This is a genomic window from Thermicanus aegyptius DSM 12793 (assembly GCF_000510645.1).
Taxonomy (GTDB): domain Bacteria; phylum Bacillota; class Bacilli; order Thermicanales; family Thermicanaceae; genus Thermicanus; species Thermicanus aegyptius.
This window is the reverse complement of the sequence record NZ_KI783301.1, coordinates 2,637,049-2,653,178: the sequence shown is the minus strand read 5'-3', so window position 1 is coordinate 2,653,178 and position 16,130 is coordinate 2,637,049. Positions and strand designations below refer to the sequence as shown.

16 protein-coding genes and 1 pseudogene are annotated in these 16,130 nt (G+C 46.3%); 13 read left to right on the top strand and 4 right to left on the bottom strand.

Annotated features, from left to right (window positions below; translation table 11 throughout):
• The 8 genes and pseudogenes from THEAE_RS0114040 (at position 1) to THEAE_RS0114000 (ending at position 6,040) form a co-directional block, all read left to right on the top strand.
• On the top strand, positions 1–330 hold the full coding sequence (locus THEAE_RS0114040; RefSeq protein WP_028987912.1) for a hypothetical protein: 330 nt from the start codon (positions 1–3) through the stop codon (positions 328–330).
• Positions 331–394: 64 nt separating this feature from the next.
• Positions 395–598: pseudogene (locus tag THEAE_RS22685) on the top strand (DUF4160 domain-containing protein); the annotation flags it as partial.
• A gap of 17 nt (positions 599–615) precedes the next feature.
• Positions 616–864 carry a DUF2442 domain-containing protein gene (locus tag THEAE_RS0114035; protein ID WP_028987911.1) on the top strand — a complete coding sequence of 83 codons (249 nt, stop codon included), beginning with the start codon at positions 616–618 and terminating at the stop codon, positions 862–864.
• A gap of 143 nt (positions 865–1,007) precedes the next feature.
• Entirely contained in the window at positions 1,008–1,304 is a 297-nt protein-coding gene (locus tag THEAE_RS0114030) for a hypothetical protein (RefSeq protein WP_028987910.1), read from the top strand.
• A gap of 454 nt (positions 1,305–1,758) precedes the next feature.
• Positions 1,759–2,909, top strand: a protein-coding gene (locus THEAE_RS0114020; RefSeq protein ID WP_198285773.1) for an IS3 family transposase whose coding sequence is annotated in 2 segments (ribosomal slippage) — positions 1,759–2,005 and positions 2,005–2,909 — 1,152 coding nt in all. Because the reading frame shifts where the segments join, the coding sequence is not laid out codon by codon here.
• A 155-nt stretch (positions 2,910–3,064) separates the two neighbouring features.
• Positions 3,065–3,289 carry a hypothetical protein gene (locus THEAE_RS0114015; RefSeq protein WP_028987908.1) on the top strand — a complete coding sequence of 75 codons (225 nt, stop codon included), beginning with the start codon at positions 3,065–3,067 and terminating at the stop codon, positions 3,287–3,289.
• A gap of 343 nt (positions 3,290–3,632) precedes the next feature.
• Positions 3,633–4,649, top strand: coding sequence for a tyrosine-type recombinase/integrase (locus THEAE_RS0114005; protein ID WP_028987907.1), 1,017 nt, complete (start codon positions 3,633–3,635; stop codon positions 4,647–4,649).
• A gap of 113 nt (positions 4,650–4,762) precedes the next feature.
• Positions 4,763–6,040 carry an ISNCY family transposase gene (locus THEAE_RS0114000; protein ID WP_028987906.1) on the top strand — a complete coding sequence of 426 codons (1,278 nt, stop codon included), beginning with the start codon at positions 4,763–4,765 and terminating at the stop codon, positions 6,038–6,040.
• A gap of 189 nt (positions 6,041–6,229) precedes the next feature.
• On the opposite strand, the gene istB is transcribed toward THEAE_RS0114000, so the two are convergent.
• Positions 6,230–7,015, bottom strand: a complete 786-nt coding sequence (gene istB / locus THEAE_RS0113995; RefSeq protein WP_028987905.1) for an IS21-like element helper ATPase IstB — start codon at positions 7,013–7,015, stop codon at positions 6,230–6,232.
• Entirely contained in the window at positions 7,012–8,250 is a 1,239-nt protein-coding gene (gene istA, locus THEAE_RS0113990; RefSeq protein ID WP_028987904.1) for an IS21 family transposase, read from the bottom strand. Before istA ends, istB begins: the two co-directional genes overlap by 4 nt.
• Positions 8,251–8,499: 249 nt before the next feature.
• Between istA and THEAE_RS0113985 the strand changes: the two genes are divergently transcribed.
• Positions 8,500–10,485, top strand: coding sequence for an ATP-dependent nuclease (locus THEAE_RS0113985; protein WP_028987903.1), 1,986 nt, complete (start codon positions 8,500–8,502; stop codon positions 10,483–10,485).
• A gap of 9 nt (positions 10,486–10,494) precedes the next feature.
• Positions 10,495–12,417 carry a UvrD-helicase domain-containing protein gene (locus tag THEAE_RS0113980; protein WP_028987902.1) on the top strand — a complete coding sequence of 641 codons (1,923 nt, stop codon included), beginning with the start codon at positions 10,495–10,497 and terminating at the stop codon, positions 12,415–12,417.
• Between the two features lie 92 nt (positions 12,418–12,509).
• Here the strand turns inward: THEAE_RS0113980 and THEAE_RS0113975 are convergent, their stop codons facing one another.
• Positions 12,510–13,499, bottom strand: coding sequence for a tyrosine-type recombinase/integrase (locus tag THEAE_RS0113975; RefSeq protein WP_028987901.1), 990 nt, complete (start codon positions 13,497–13,499; stop codon positions 12,510–12,512).
• Position 13,500: 1 nt separating this feature from the next.
• The gene (locus THEAE_RS0113970; RefSeq protein WP_028987900.1) at positions 13,501–14,478 is read right to left on the bottom strand and encodes a tyrosine-type recombinase/integrase; all 978 of its coding nucleotides are present in this window, start codon (positions 14,476–14,478) and stop codon (positions 13,501–13,503) included.
• Positions 14,479–14,829: 351 nt separating this feature from the next.
• Between THEAE_RS0113970 and THEAE_RS23720 the strand changes: the two genes are divergently transcribed.
• The 3 genes from THEAE_RS23720 (at position 14,830) to THEAE_RS23085 (ending at position 16,000) form a co-directional block, all read left to right on the top strand.
• Positions 14,830–14,961, top strand: a complete 132-nt coding sequence (locus THEAE_RS23720; RefSeq protein WP_281169581.1) for a hypothetical protein — start codon at positions 14,830–14,832, stop codon at positions 14,959–14,961.
• Between the two features lie 394 nt (positions 14,962–15,355).
• Positions 15,356–15,847 carry a type II toxin-antitoxin system VapC family toxin gene (locus tag THEAE_RS0113960; RefSeq protein ID WP_028987899.1) on the top strand — a complete coding sequence of 164 codons (492 nt, stop codon included), beginning with the start codon at positions 15,356–15,358 and terminating at the stop codon, positions 15,845–15,847.
• Complete coding sequence (locus tag THEAE_RS23085; protein WP_156920636.1) at positions 15,848–16,000, top strand: hypothetical protein; 153 nt, start codon at positions 15,848–15,850, stop codon at positions 15,998–16,000. It begins immediately after the preceding gene.
• Positions 16,001–16,130 lie beyond the last annotated feature (130 nt).

The window sequence follows — 16,130 nt, the reverse complement described above, 5'->3', positions numbered from 1 at the left end:
GTGTACGGTGGTGTGCCGGAATGGTTGATAACCGCGTTCCGCAAACGGATCGACGAATGGGAACAGCGTATGCAAACCTGTCCCAAACATCGGGAAAAGAGGAAGCTCGCGACCGAGTCTTTCGACCGGCTGCAAACATCGTTTTCGCGCGAGCAATTGCAGTTGTTTATGGAATGGGAAGAACACATGAGTTTTCAAGTTTCCGGGGAGAAAGAGAAATTGTATATCCGAGGTTTTTTGGACGGGTTCCAATTGTATGCCTGTCTGGACGAGATAAGCGGTTGGCTTGATGCCGGCAAACGGAATGGAAAAGAAAGCCCAGATGAATAACCGGAAAGATCAAGGGTAAATCCCGTCTCCATGTGACGGGTAATTTTATGCCGTTTTTTACCAGGATCATTTGCCGCCCCATATTCATGTGAGAGGGGAGTACACCGCTGCGGTGGATTTTTCGGGAAAGGTGATTGCCGGGTATTTGCCACCCAGCATTGGCCACCGGTTGACAGCTTGGGTGATCACGCATAGAGTGGAATTAGAGGAAAATTGGAAACGGGCTCAAGCGGGACAAACGTTATTCCGAATTCCGCCGTTGTCTTAAGCGAGGTGATACGATGAATGATGCATGAAATCCGCAGCGCCCAACCGGTCGAACCTTTCCATCTAGTTTTGGAATTCAATCCTGGGGAATATCGTATTGTGGATATTCGTCCTTTTCTTAAAGGTCCTGTATTCGAACCTCTGAAGAACGAGCAGTTTTTTAAACAAGTCAAAGTTGACCGTGATGCCGGAACGGTGGTCTGGCCCGGAGACATCGACCTCGATCCGGATGTGTTGTATGAAAACAGCAAACCTTATCTCCCTTAATCCTTCTGTGCGACTAATGTCCGGAAGGATTCGTTGTTTTTCTGAGGGTACAACCAAATTCGGATGCATTCCAAAACCACTTGCTTCAGCCGCGAAGCAGAGTTACCATCGACACACCCAATCGAGACGATGTGAGGTGTGGCATGGAATACGAATTCATTTCGACGTTGCGGCAGCGGTTTGACTTGTGGGAGCGGCAAAACCAAGCCCATCCCGTACTCCGGCAGGAATTTCAAAAAATCGAGACATTACGTGAACAGTTGAAGCAAGTTTTGAACCCCGAACAGTTTAAGATTTTTTTGGAATGGGAGGAGAGCAGTAACTGGATTCAGGCCAAGGAAAAGGAGAGGTTGTTTTACCAAGGAATTATGGAGGGATTGCAATTTTGTTCGGCTGTGATTTGTGCCGGACAGGTTCCATTGTCTGATTATGATGAATAAATTTCAGGGTCCTTCAGACTCGTATATTGAAGAAATTTAGCATATCGTTTTGGAAACTCAAAGCCGTCCTTCGGGGCGGTTTTATTCATTTAAATAGGTAAATAGGGGCGTTAATATGAAACGAATATTGTTTACTTGCCGCAGTTGTGGGAAAACGATTTGGGTCGAGCCATCCATTTATGACCAGGTGTACAAAGGGCATGAACGATGCCTTTCCTGCAGGAACAAAGCGTAACAAAAAATTGACCAAAAGAAGGTGAACATATTGGACAAACGTTACGAGTGCTTGTTGGAGGCAGCGGGATATCGCCTAAAGCTAACGGTGTTTGCAGCACACCCGACAGTAGTGGAAACATTGGCGCGGCAGAAGGCTGCGGAATGATGCTAGACTGAATAGTGGACACCGAGAATCGAGAATGCGACAATAAATTTAGCAAAATCGAGGTGTCCGAAGATGAGTCAAAAGTATGACAAAGACTTCAAAATCCAAACCGTGAGGATGATCCAGGAACAGGGAAAACCGGTGGCGCAAGTCGCTCGGGAACTGGGTGTATCCGACAATACCTTGTACCGTTGGATCAGCGAATTCAAACAGGATCCGGTCAACGCTTTTCGCGGCAGCGGCAATCTGAAAATGGAGGAAAAGACCTTCCTCGACATGCAGAAACGAATTCGCCAACTTGAGATGGAGAATGAGATTCTAAAAAAAGCGATGCACATCTTCGCAAAAGACCGGAACTGATCTTTTCGTTTATTCACAAGCACCGCTCCAAGTATCCGGTGTCGGAGATGTGCAGGATTTTGAATGTATCCCGGAGCGGTTATTATCAATGGACCCGGCGCAAGGAAAGTGAACGGAAAAAACGCCGCGAACGGTTAAAACAGCAAATTAGCCGCATCTTCCTGGAATCGCGCCGTCTGTATGGCAGTCCGAAGATCGCTCAAGTCTTGCGCCAGCAAGGGATGCGGGTGTCCGAGAAAACCGTCGCCCGCATCATGCAGGAGTTGGGGCTTAAGTCGCGCACCGTCCGAAAATACAAGGCGACGACGAACTCGAGGCACAACCTGCCAGTGCATGACAATGTGCTGAATCAGCAGTTCACAGCGCAAGCTCCCAACCAAGTCTGGATGGCGGACATCACGTACGTTCCGACAGACGAAGGATGGCTCTATGTCGCGAGCGTCATGGACTTGTACACGCGCAAAATCGTAGGCTGGCACGCTGATGAGCGGATGACCAAGGAACTGGTCTTGCAAGCTCTGGACCAGGCTTACAGCCGTCAGCGGCCCAAAGGTAAGGTTCTTCATCATTCCGATCGGGGCAGCCAATACGCTTCCCATGAGTACCAACAACGGCTCCTAAAATACGGGATGAAGGGCAGCATGAGCCGCAAGGGCAACTGCTACGACAACGCCTGCATCGAATCGTTCCACAGCATACTCAAAAAGGAACTCGTTTATCTGGAAAAGTTCAAGACCCGCAAGGAAGCGCAAAGCAAGATTTTTGAATATATCGAGTTTTTCTACAATCGCAAACGAGTCCATTCGGCGATCGGGTATCTCACACCCATTCAATGCGAACAAATGTACGATTATGTTGCGTAATTTTCTCGATTCCATGTGTCCAATCTATTGACAGAGGTCCAGAACGTTTGAAACAGGTATATGGACTAACCGTTGCACAAAATGATTTCCAACTGTTGCTGATACAGGAGAAGTAACCCCTTAACTTTTTGAACAGGAATGGAGGATGTAGCCGGATGATTAAAACACTTGTCTTTGGCGAATGCGATCATGAAGGGGATTTGGATACTTACGTGTGGGAGGTGGCGAACAGCGGGGGAAGGATCGTCGGGAAACGATTTAATCCGCGGCAAAAGACTGGAGTGATCGAAATTTACGTGGATAACGAACAAGAATTTGCTTCGTTCATGGATAAATTGAAGACCAAGGATGTCAGCTTCTTTTTGCGGAACGCAAGGTAACCGGTTTCTTAATACTTTTTTAGAGGTGTGATGCGTTATGACCTTTGATGAATTTAAACGGAAGGTAAAAAAAGCATATGAAGGCTATGATATCTCTTTTTCAACCAATGGAGCGCAGCATATGGCCCATGTGGGGAATAACTTGACGTTGTACACGAACGCCCATAGTGATGCGATATATGGAATGATGAACGGGAACTTCATAGGCAGATGTCCCGGTGTCGAAAAGTATGAATGACAGTTATTGGGAAAGCGGGTTGCGGAAATACCGCTTCGGTGTTCACGAACGGCAAATGATTCAAAGAGGATAAAAAGACTCCATCATTCTGAGGGGGAAAGACTGGTGAACAGCAACGTCGTTCCTTTTTTTAATGATAAGAGCCTCTTCAAAAAACAACGGCGCAAAAACACGATACCAGAAATACAATCGTATCATGGCTCGAATGGCACACTAACGTGGGATGAAGCCGTCGATCTTTTCCTCCAGGCCAAGAGGACGGAAACGGCGTCTCCCAGAACGGTGGATTTTGAAAAAGAGAACTTGAATAGTTATCGTAAAATGATGTTGGAACAAGGCATAGAACCTCAAGTGGAAGGTTTGTCCGTCGACGTACTCCGAAAACATTTTGTCGCATATATGGTCGATGAAAAGAAGTATGCGCTAAACACCATCAACAACCGGATCAAAACGATCAAACGATTTTTTTCATTTTTGCACAAAGAGGGATGGATACAGAGCAATCCCGCGGCGAACCTAAAAATAAGAAGCGGGCAGCGTCCCGTTATTTATTCGTTCACGGAGGAACAGGTTTTGGGATTGTTGGCGCAACCGGATCAATCGACTTTTACGGGGTTTCGGGATTATTGCATGCTGTATCTGATGCTGGATACAGGGCTGAGATTGGGAGAAGTTTTGACGCTGAAAGTGAATCAGGTGGATCTGAAGCAATGTTATTTGATTGGAGTATTGGGGAAAAGTAAACGACCCCGGGACGTTCCTTTTTGCGATGATGTTCGAAAGGTGCTGATAAAATATCTGAAAGTTCGAGGTGAGATCCCGAATCCCACTTTGTTTGTTTCTTTAGACGGCTTACCGATGACAGGCAGAACTTTTCAGGAGACGCTAAAGGAATACGGAGAACGTGCGGGCATCAAAGGCGTCCGGGTTAGTCCTCATACCCTGAGGCATACATTTGCGAAAATGTATATCTTAAATGGCGGGGACCCTTATAGCCTGCAAGAAATTTTAGGACATACGACTCAGGATATGGTGAAAATTTATGTGAACTTGTGGAAGCCGGAAAAGAAAATACAGCATCAAAAAGCCTCCCCCATACGCAATTTGAATCGAAAAGTATAACAATTGCATTTTTCGCTGTCAAGACCGATTGAAAAATCCTGTTGTTGTTCTGTGATATTGTCAGGGTGTAACTGATCCGAGAAAATGTCAGTATGAGCAAGGAGCAGATCACCTTGACAAAGAACGAACTGAAACGCGTTATGGTCATTGAAAAATGGATCGACGGCCATCTCACGGAACAGGATGTTGCACGCAACCTGGGCATCAGTGTCCGTCAAGCGTATCGGCTCAAGGCCAAATATCGTCACGGAGGTGCACAAGCGATCGCACATGGGAATCGGGGCCGTAAGCCGGCTCACACCTTGACCGATTCGCTCAAACAACGCGTTATGCTCCTGTATCAGGAGCGCTACTTCGGAAGCAATGCCACCCACTTTGCCGAGCTGTTGGCCGAACACGAAAACATCCATTTAAGCGTCTCTTCGGTCCGCCGCATTCTGCTGGAAGGCGGGTTGCGTCCCGCGCGGCTGCGCCGTCGTCCGAAGGCTCACCGACCCCGGCCCCGCAAACCTCAGGCGGGCATGCTGTGGCAGATCGATGCTTCTCCCTATGCCTGGCTGGAGGATCGCGGTCCCATGCTCACCCTGCACGGCATCATCGATGACGCCACCGGGGAAGTGGTCGCGGCCACCTTCCGCCCGACCGAAACACTGGAGGGCTACGTGACCGTCATGATCGAGGGGCTTAGGCGCAAAGGCGTACCGCTTGCGCTCTACAGCGACCAACACTCCATTTTTCACCCGCCCAAGGGCAAGCCAACCCTCGAGCAGGAATTGGCCGGTGAGCCGCCGTCGCTTTCCACCTTCGGACAGGCCCTCGCCGATCTGGGCATTACCCATATCGAGGCGCTGTCACCCCAAGCCAAAGGACGGATCGAACGGCTCTGGCAAACCTTTCAGGATCGCCTGGTGATCGAACTTAGGCTGCGCAACGTGTGCACGATGGAGGAAGCCAATCGCGTGTTACCGGAACTTATCGCCAAGCACAATCGTCAGTTTGCCGTCGCGCCGCAAGAAGCTGAACCGGCCTACCGGCCGCTGCCCGAAACGCCTTTGGAGCATATCTTCACGCGTCGGGAATACCGGCGCATCAGCGGCGGGCAGACGTTCTTCTGGAAAGGGAAATGCTACATGCCAAAGCCCGTCCCCGGTGTTCCGCGCTGGGAAGCGAAGAGCGTCGTCGAAGTGCGTGTCGGCATGGATGGACAAGTGTGGCTGTGGGATCAAGGGCGGGCCTGGCCTTGTGTGGAGACACAGGCCACACAGACCCCGGCGCCAACAACGGCCAAAAAAGAAGCGGCGCCTGCGTCCCCGCGCAAGCCCGCTGCAAACCATCCCTGGAGAAAACCATTCTCCAGCAAGCAGTTACAGCGTAGCACAGCATCCGGCTAGTCTGCAAGAGGACGGCGGCTGTTTAATCAGCTATCATCTCCCTGACATTTTCATAGAACAGTTAACCTGACATATTCACAGACGCTTGACAGACCGATTGAAAAATCCAAAATAATCGGCTGAAAATTCCCCAGTTGGGTCGATTTCATGCGCCCCATCAGGGGACGGGTTCGCGCCGAATTTTTCCACCTACTCTTGTTTGTCCTCGGCTCCTTCCGGACGGAAGAACCCGGCTTTCTTTTTTTCCTTGATGCGATAGCTTTCGCCCTTGATATTGATCGTGGTCGAATGGTGCAACAGTCGATCCAGAATCGCCGTCGCCAAGACCGAATCGCCAAAGATCTCGCCCCATGCGCCATACGTTTTGTTGGACGTTAAGATGATCGATCCGGTCTCGTATCGTTCGGATACGATCTGGAAGAAGAAGTGGGCGGCCGTGTCCTCCATCCTTCGATACCCAATTTCGTCAATGATGAGCAAATTCGGCTTGGTGAACATTTTGATCTTCTGCCGGATCGTGTTGTTCTGATGAGCTTGCTGGAGTGTCTCCACCAGATCGTGAGCAGTCGTAAAATAGACCGTGTACCGCTGCTTGATGGCTTCGAGCGCGATCGCCACGGCCAGATGGGTCTTACCGACGCCGGGAGGTCCCAGAAAGATCAGGTTCTCCCGGTGCGCAAGAAACCGAAGCGTGGCCAACTCCCGGATCCGCCGTTCGTCGATGGACGGTTGAAAGCTGAAATCGAATTGATCCAACGTTTTGTGAAACGGCAAGCGGGCCATCCGCGTCTTCATGCGGATAAACCGTTCCCGTTTGGCCAGAAGCTCTTCCTGCAGCAGCTTGTCCAGAAACTCCAAATACGATATATTGTGCTTGGCGGCTTCCTCGGCATGATGATCCACTACCTCGGGAATCCGCGTCCATCCGAACGCTTGAAAGGCGTCTTGCAGGCGCTCATACAATAGCGTCGTCATACGTTCACCGCCTCATCGGTAAACTGCTCGTAGACGGATAAGTCGCGTTCCAACACTTCGGGGATCGCTTGCGGAACCAGCCTGGGCATCGGTTGGGGAATCTTATGCCGGCTGGTGGTTTGCAGTCCCTCGAAGTGTTTTTCATTGACGATGCGTTGATGTTTTCCCGTCGCCTTGGGGTGCTCGGCCACAAGCTGTTCCCCATGATAAATCCGAATCCGTCCGTTCTTGAGATCTTGAATGTGGACGATTTGGCCGACCCATTCGAACGGTACCGAATACCGGTTGTTTTCATACGAGACGCATGCGTCGGGCGACACTTTCCGCGCATGCCGATCCACTTCCTCGAAAGGCATCGGGTTGAACGGTTTGAGCCCTTCCCGAATCAAGCGTTCACGAGGCGTCTCGTGCGTCGTCCCGTGCACCCGAACATTGGCGACCGTGTCCAGCCAATCGCGAACTTGCCGGTTCAGATCGTCCAGACCGGTGAAGGTTCGGACACGTGGCCAGAAGTTTTTGCGGACATAGCCGATGCCGTTTTCCACTTTGCCTTTCGTTCTGGCCCGGTAGGGACGGCAGCTCTGCAACAGAAACCCGTGATGTGCCGCGAAACGGGCAAACCGTTCATTCCAGACGGCGTGTCCGCGTTCGTCAAAGTCCGCGACCACGGTTTTCATATTGTCGTACAGAACGACTTCCGGACGACCGCCGAAGTATTCGAACGCCCGCAGATGACAGCCCATGAGCGTTTCGAGTTTTTCGTCCTCCGTGAATTCGACGTACATCATGCGGGAGTAGCCTAACACCATGACGAACGCATACAGCCGCTTCGGCTCCCCGTTCCAATCCACCCGGAACCGGCCCCAGTCGACTTGGGCTTGATAGCCGGGAGAGGTTTCGAAACGCACGGTCGCTTTCGATAGGACGGATGGACGGAGAGGCTGCATGAAGGAGCGCAGAATGGTTTTGCGGCCGGTATATCCTTGGGCCTTGATCTCATCGAAGATGACGTTGGCGTTTAGGCAGCCCTCTTCCATGCGTCGACGGATGTAATCTTTGAAAGGATCCAGCTTGCTCGGTCGCTTGACGTGACGCTGGTAATAGGCTGGCTCGGATTGCTGAAGCCATTTGCGGATTGTTTTTCGGTCTCTGCCCAACTCGTTGGCGATCTGAGAGATGCTCATTCCCCGTTTTTTCATCTCGTGGATCATATAGAACTCCCCATTTCGGATCATGATGTCTCTCTCCCTCCAGGGAGAGAGTCTGTGATAAGGGTGGGGAATTTTCAACCGTTTCTTTTGGGGATTTTATCACCGTTTTTCACATCGCAAAAGGTCAATAATTGCAATAGAAGCAGTTCCAAGTGTTAAATAGCAGGAAAATTGTTGAATTATAACGAATAAAGCAATACACAATTTTTTCTATGGAGTATCGCACAAAGGATACGTCTGTTATAGGTATTATGTGTGGGGGAACAGTGGGAAATGCAAATCACCAAAATCAAAATAAGAAACTTTAGGTGTTTTGGAGAGGAAACGACTATTTATTTATCTAGACTAACTACCTTGATTGGGGCGAACAGTTCAGGAAAAACGGCACTAATACATGCGTTATTAAAGTTATTTGGTACAAGGCCCAGTGATAGGGAATTAGTTAGAGATGATTTTCACGTTCCTCATTTCTCAGTTCAAGCTGAACAGGAATTGGAATGTACAATTGAAGTAAGAATTGACTTTCCTGAGCTACTCTCAACTGATCAATTAATAGCTAAAAAGAGTGTACCTCCCTTTTTTAACCAATTAGTTATAGACAGGCCTGGTGAAGTGCCCCACTTACGTATTAGATTAACGGGGAAGTGGTCTCCAAGTAATACTCCAGAGGGGGAAGTTGAACAGAATTTAAATTTTGTTACTGTCCCTGAAGGAGAGGATGAGACCAATGCCCTGACTAGAGTCTCTCCCCATCAACGCAGCGCAATCCAAATGATTTATGTTCCAGCTATCAGAGAACCATTGACACAGTTAAAAAATGCTTCAGGTACAATTTTGTATCGTATACTAAAAAAAATAAAATGGCCAGAAAACATGGACGAATTGATAAGAAACAATATGAAACCTGTAAATGACCTATTTGATGGAATTGAAGATATCGCCCAGATAAAAGATGTAATACAAGAAGAATGGAATAAGTACCACCGTGATATTAAATATCAAAATACAAATATAGAATTTAACAGTACAACATTATCGACTATACTTAAAAAAATAGAGGTCCAATTTTCTCCAGCACAGGATTCGAGTATATATACCATAGATAAACTTGGAGAAGGACTACGTTCACTTTTTTATTTATCCCTTGTATCCTCATTGCTGAAACTTGAGCAGCAATTAAACAATAATTTAGTCCCGGCGTTTACAATTTTGGCAGTAGAAGAACCAGAAAATCATATATCACCACATCTTTTAGGTAGGGTTACAGATAATCTAAAAAAAATTTCGTCTCAAGATAATGCTCAGGTATTATTATCTTCACATAGCACAGCAATAATAAAAAGAATCGAGCCTGAAAACATATGTCATTTGCGAATTGATAATAAGGCTAACACGACAGTTGTGAGAAGGATTGCACTTCCACCTAAAGCCGATGAGGCGTATAAGTTTATTAGAGAAGCTGTTAAAGCTCATCCAGAAATATATTTTGCAAAATTGGTTATTTTAGGAGAAGGGGACAGTGAAGAAGTCGTCTTACCCAAAATATTGGAGGCACATGGGATATCAACAGATAACGAAGGACTTACTATAGTTCCGTTAGGTGGCAGGCATGTTAATCATATATGGAAACTTTTACATCAATTAAACATACCTCATATTACTTTACTCGACTTAGACAGAGAACGTGTAGGCGGTGGATGGGGTAGAATAAAATATGTTCTTCAGCAATTGCTTGCAAACGGACATGATCGGGATCAATTGTTGGGAGTCACAAGGAATGGTAAGTCCCATACGATAACAGAAGATGAACTTGAACAGTTTCACGAGCGTCCGTTAACAGAAAAATCCATCGAGATAATGGAAAAAGTCTGGATAAGCAGGCTGGAAAAATACAATGTATTTTTTTCGGCTCCGTTGGATTTTGATTTTCTCATGTTAGAAGCTTTTCAGAAACCCTATAAACAAACGGTTCTACGTGGTCCCAATCTACCTGATAAAATGACTCAACCTGAGGAATATTATCAAAAATTACAACACGGGATAAAAGCTACTCTAAAAAATGAAAATAGTACAGGAGAAACGTACTCTGAAGAGCAGCATGAATTAATGGTTTGGTACAATACTCTATTTCTAGGACGAAGCAAACCAAGTACACATATAGAAGCCATGCTTACACTTGATAAGAAAACCCTGCGTACAAGCTGTCCTGAGGTGTTGAAAAAATTAGTTCTCAAGGTAAAGGAACTCTTACAACTTTAGGTGGTTGGAATGTCAATTTTTGTCCCCTCAGATAAATGGTTTCCAGCAGATGGACTGATTCTGGAGCCAGCAGCTGAAATTGCAGTTAAATGTGATACAAATATAGTAGTTATAGCAGGGCCTGGTGCAGGAAAAACAGAACTTCTAGCTCAAAGAGCTTGCTATTTGTTACAAACAGGAAAGAGTATTCCTTCTCAAAAAATATTGGCAATAAGTTTTAAAGTGGATGCAGCAGAAAATCTTTTAAGTAGAGTAGAAAAAAGATGCGGTAAAGAACTGGCTCGTCGCTTCGAATCCAGGACATTTGATTCTTTTGCTAAGCATTTGCTTGATCAATTTCGACTAGCCTTACCAGAGGAATACAGACCTATCAAAGATTATAATATTGCTTTAACTGCAAGGGAGATAAAGGAAATCGCACTAGGATATATAACAGAAAGACATCCTTACCATCCGAACTGGCAATATGAAATAAATTTTGATAAATTATTTAAAAAATTAACAAGTTCTCCTCTTCCTCTGCAAGAAGAAGGTGATAGCTTATACGATTGGATAGTCAGAAAACTTTGGGAAGTATTAATACATGGAAAAAATACACTTCAAAGCACTCTTACATTTCCAATGATTTCTAGGCTTGCGGATTTTTTGTTGAGATCAAATCCGTATATCATTTCTGCACTTAGAGCTACTTACAGTCATATATTTTTAGATGAATTTCAAGATACTACTTATATTCAGTATGATTTATTAAGGACTGCTTTCCATGATTCGCATGCAATTTTGACTGCTGTTGGGGACGACAAACAACGTATTATGGGATGGGCAGGAGCATTACCAAATGCTTTCTCTCAATTTATTCATGATTTTCATGCTTCAGAGATTCGTTTAATAAAGAATAATAGGTCTGCTCCAAGGTTAGTAGAAATTCAAAATATACTTGCTAAAGCGATAAGATCAAACTCGGTTAAGGTAAGCAGTTCTGAAAGATGGCGCAGAGAGGACGGAATATGCCAAGTTTGGACATTTAGTGATCATTTACAAGAGGCTGTTTATGTTGCATCTGCCCTACAAAAATTAACACATATCGAAAAAATACCACCACGAGAAATATGTATTTTGGTAAAGCAACAAGAGCATATATACGCAAATGCTTTATTAATGGAACTTAAGCAACGGGGGATTCAGGCGAGATTTGAAAGGGAATATCAAGATTTGCTAGCGGAAGAGTTAACACAACTCTTTATCGATTTTTTAACACTGGCTACACATACACATTCACCTGAGTCTTGGCAGAGATTGATTAACTTTCTAGTTGACCTTAATGGATATGACACGGATGATGAAAAGGTACAAGAACTTTTGTTAAGACAGGAATACGAGCTCAATGATTTTATTGAATGTTTAAAAGGCAAGGTAAATCAGGTTACAAAAGATAATTGTAATGAAAAAATCATTAGACTTTTTAGGAGTATATTAGAGTATTTAGGGATAGAAAAAATACTTGGTGCCTTTCCAAAATATTCGAGGGGCAGATATCTTGCAGGTCTGGTTGAAACAGTAAGTAATAAAATAGCTGAGTCCTTTGTAATATGCGGTAATTGGATCGAGGCAATTGAAGATTTTTTAGGTAACAATAGTATACCTATTATGACAATACATAAGAGTAAAGGGTTGGAATACGATACAGTAATTTTTTTGGGGTTAGAAGATGATGCGTTCTGGAATTTCAAAAATCAAACGGATGCAGATCTATGTGCCTTTTTCGTTGCATTCTCTAGAGCCAAACGGCAAGTAATCTTTACATTTAGTGCTTCAAGAGAAGTATTGAGGAATGGTCAATTGAGAGCAGTTAATCAATATAAAATTGAAATATCCTCACTTTATCAAATGTTAGAACAAGCAAATGTCGAGGTTTTAAGCCATGGGATTTAGGACTACTTCCTTTCAATGAATTTCAGTCGAGTACCAGCGGGTATTTAAGAAGGGCACCCGGAAGCAGATGCCCTTCTCCGAGGGGAGCCATTTTATATCACGTTTCGGTACCGGGCCATATGTTCAACGGGACTGTATTTTTGATGCTGCTCTTTGATATCTTTGCTGAACAATTCCACGTAATACCGGACCATGTCCAGGGTGCTGTGCCCCAGAATTTGTTGCAGGGTGAAGACGTCGCCGCCATTTAGTATATAGAACTTGGCCATGGTATGCCGGAAAGTGTGCGGGGAAACGCGGACTCCTGTAATCCCGGCCTTCCTGCCGTACTCCTGGACATTTTCCTGAAAGGTCCGGATATTTAGCGGTGCCTCGTTAATGCTGATGAACAAGGCATCCGTTGCCGCATCGCCCCTTTCCCCAAGATACTGCTTCAGGATTTTGGCGCATGTTTTTTGAATGGGGACCCGCCGCGCTTTCCCTCCTTTGCCTTTTTGGATGCGAAGTTCAAGCTCTTTGAGAAAAACGTCATCCACCTTTAAATGGAGGAGTTCGCCAATTCTTATTCCGGTTTCCAGCATGACCACCATCATCGTGTAATCCCGTAACCCGGTAAACGTTTTTTTGTCGGGTTGCTGGAGCAAGGCAACCACCTGTTCTTTCGTAAACGTTTGAATCATTTTCTTTTCCGCTTTCACCAGTTTGATTTCTTCCGCCAGGTTATGAGGGACGATCCCTTCTTCAAACAAATACTTGAAGAACGCTTTGCAGCTTTTGATCCGGCCGTTGATCGTATTGCTGGCCAGGCCGTTTTCAATCATCCGGCCCACATAATGGTGCTTGATCTCCCGGGCCGTGAGCATGGTCACGTTCAAGGGGATCCCCTGTTCATCAAACATTTTTTTCATCCGGACCAGGTTCTCTTCGTAAAACTGAAGAGTGCGTCCGGACAGATTTTTCGCCCGGCATTCCGTAAGAAAGGACTTTACCAGATCCGCAAAATCGGCGGGGCGTTTCGGGATGGCGGTGTTTACAGCGGCCGCTTTGACGATGTTTTTCCGGCGCGTTACGGGCCTGTCCATGTTATTGCACCTCTTCTTCCAAATCCCCGGCAAGGTGTTCGACCGGGCTGCATTTTTCGTGCTGTTTGTGAAGGTCCTTGCTGAACAGTTCCACGTAGTAACGGGTCATTTCCAATGTCGTATGCCCCAACAGATATTGCAGGGTAAAGATGTCGCCGCCGTTTATTAAAAAGAATTTCGCAAAAGTGTGGCGGAACGTATGGGCGGAACCTTGCACCCCTTTGATCCCGGCCTTTTTGCAGTGGCCGCTGATCATTTGAATGACCCCGTACCGTCGGAAGGGTTGATGGAAGACGGTGACCCAGAGGTCATCAAATTCGTGTTCCCCCCGTTCCTCCAGATATTCCCTTAGCGCGTTCACACACGTTTGCTGAATGGGGACGACGCGGAATTTCCGGCCTTTGCCCATGGGAATGCGAACGGTCTTCTCCTCAAAGTCGATATGGGAAATTTTCATTTGCGTTAATTCATTGACCCGCATGCCCGTATCCAGCAAAACCAGCATCATGGTATAATCGCGCAGTCCGGTAAACGTTGTGCGATCCGGTTGACGCAAGATAGCCTGGACTTGCTCTTCGGTGAAAGTTTGGACCATTTTGCGATCATTTTTAATGGGTTTCAGACCTTCCGCAAGGTTTGCGTCCAAGATGCCTTCAAGATGTAGAAATTTGAAAAATTGCTGGCAAGTCCGAATTTTTCCGTTGATCGTATTCGGTTTGAATCCCTGTTCCAGCATTTCGTTGACCATCCGTACAGCGAGATCTTTTGGGGTGAGGGTATTCAGGGAAAGCCCCCATTGGTCGAGATCGCGCTGCAGGAACCGCAAATACGTATGATAACCTTCGATGGTCATCGGAGAAAGATTTCGGAACCGGCAGTCCATCAGAAACAGGCGGACGGCTTCGCTGAATTGGGCCCGTGAGGAAACGTCGGCGGGCAAGGAAAGTTTTACACTGGCATCGGCTTTGTCCTTCGACACTTTTCGTCAACCTCCCGTTTATTGGGAGTTTGGCGCGGTCAAAGTTGTGCGAGGTTGAGGGGGCTTGGCTTCGTACAACCCGGGGAAGTACGAGCGCACAAAACCCTTCGCAAAATCGCGGGACGTATTTTTTGAATGGAAAAATTTACAACCCCTGAAATTCCTTATGTCACAAGGCTTCTCGGATTTTTGCGAACGTGCGTTCACCTCCTTGCGCCTCCTCAAACTCAAAATCGTGTGGGGCAACCCCCCGTGAAGGTTCGACCCCTTTCACCGGCACCAAATACGAAACGAAGCTCTTAAGGATAACTTGTCCTTGGGGCTTTTGTTGCGTAACGGAGGTGATCGGGCATGATCCCGAAAAAGCTGGACAAGGAAACGGTTGAACAATTCAAATTTTTGCTAGCCAAGTTAAACATAACGGATCGTAAAGTAACCATTGATCTGGATAACGAAACCATCGAGTTGGAAGACGATGATTGATTGATGATATTCTTGAATCTGCAGGGCTTCTGACCCATGAACGGGCCAAAGAATTACAAGAAGAAGTAAGTCGTATACGTAAGGAATGGGACTCGTAAAGTGGGCGAGAATGGTTATTTATTGGACACCAATATTGCGATTGCATGATTGGCGAACGAAGAAGCAGCATTGGCTTTTGTGCGGAAAGCGAACGAGGAAAAAAACGAGAATTGAATGCAAGGGTGAACTCATGTCACCCTTGTTTTTCTATGGTTCATGAAAGGAAGTAGTAACCATGAATGTACCGGTTTCAAAGAACGAAACCATTTTGGTGCAGTGCGATCGTGGATGCGTTTTGCCTGCTTTAAGACCGGCCGCCTTGTGGTATACTAAAAACAAGAAATGAGGTGACGGGATGGTCCGTACCAAAAGAGAGACGGTGTACATTGAAACTACGATTCCGAGTTATTTGGCGGTACGGGCAAGCAGGGACATTGTTGTGGCCGGACATCAGCAGATAACGCACGATTGGTGGCAACTTCATAAAAAACGGTTTGATTTGTTCATTTCTGAGGCGGTTGTCCAGGAAGCGGCAAAAGGCGACCCGGAAGTAGCTGAACGGAGAATGAGGTATATTGCCGACATCCCTTTGTTGCCGATTACCGACGAGATTATGGCATTGGCTAAGCAATACCTCGAGCTGCTGTCCATTCCGCTAAAATCTGCGTTGGATGCGGTCCATCTGGCCTGCTGCGTGAAGCATAAAATGGATTTTATGCTGACTTGGAACTGTAAGCACTTAGCGCATGGCTCCGTCATCAAAAAGCTGAACGAATACAACTTGAAGCATCGATTGTTTTTGCCGACAATCGTCACACCAGACGAATTAATGGGGAGGGATGAATAAATGAAGGAGTGGGAAGATCCGATTGTCAAAGAAGTCCGGGAAGCCAGGGAAGAATTGATGGAAGAAGCAGGGGATTTGGAAACCCTGTTCAGGCTGCTGAAAGCCGGTGAAGAAAAGCGTCGGGATCGGGTTGTGGAATACTTCGAATCCTGAGCGATGGATCGAACTGCATTGTGAAAGCAGGTAGATACCGTGATGTTTTCAACATGTGGTTTTGTCTGACGGGATGGTATGATAGAATCCTCCTTTGTCGGCGCGTACAACTTTTGCAAAAAAAGATGTA

Bases quoted from the DNA above. Each gene is read 5' to 3' on its own strand.
- THEAE_RS0113985 (WP_028987903.1), top strand. From the start codon at position 8,500: ATGCAAATCACCAAAATCAAAATAAGAAACTTTAGGTGTTTTGGAGAG.
- THEAE_RS23720 (WP_281169581.1), top strand. From the start codon at position 14,830: ATGATCCCGAAAAAGCTGGACAAGGAAACGGTTGAACAATTCAAATTT.
- THEAE_RS0113980 (WP_028987902.1), top strand. From the start codon at position 10,495: ATGTCAATTTTTGTCCCCTCAGATAAATGGTTTCCAGCAGATGGACTG.
- THEAE_RS0114035 (WP_028987911.1), top strand. From the start codon at position 616: ATGATGCATGAAATCCGCAGCGCCCAACCGGTCGAACCTTTCCATCTA.
- istB (WP_028987905.1), bottom strand. From the start codon at position 7,015: ATGACGACGCTATTGTATGAGCGCCTGCAAGACGCCTTTCAAGCGTTC.
- THEAE_RS23085 (WP_156920636.1), top strand. From the start codon at position 15,848: ATGAAGGAGTGGGAAGATCCGATTGTCAAAGAAGTCCGGGAAGCCAGG.
- istA (WP_028987904.1), bottom strand. From the start codon at position 8,250: ATGATCCGAAATGGGGAGTTCTATATGATCCACGAGATGAAAAAACGG.
- THEAE_RS0114030 (WP_028987910.1), top strand. From the start codon at position 1,008: ATGGAATACGAATTCATTTCGACGTTGCGGCAGCGGTTTGACTTGTGG.
- THEAE_RS0114015 (WP_028987908.1), top strand. From the start codon at position 3,065: ATGATTAAAACACTTGTCTTTGGCGAATGCGATCATGAAGGGGATTTG.
- THEAE_RS0113960 (WP_028987899.1), top strand. From the start codon at position 15,356: ATGGTCCGTACCAAAAGAGAGACGGTGTACATTGAAACTACGATTCCG.
- THEAE_RS0113975 (WP_028987901.1), bottom strand. From the start codon at position 13,499: ATGGACAGGCCCGTAACGCGCCGGAAAAACATCGTCAAAGCGGCCGCT.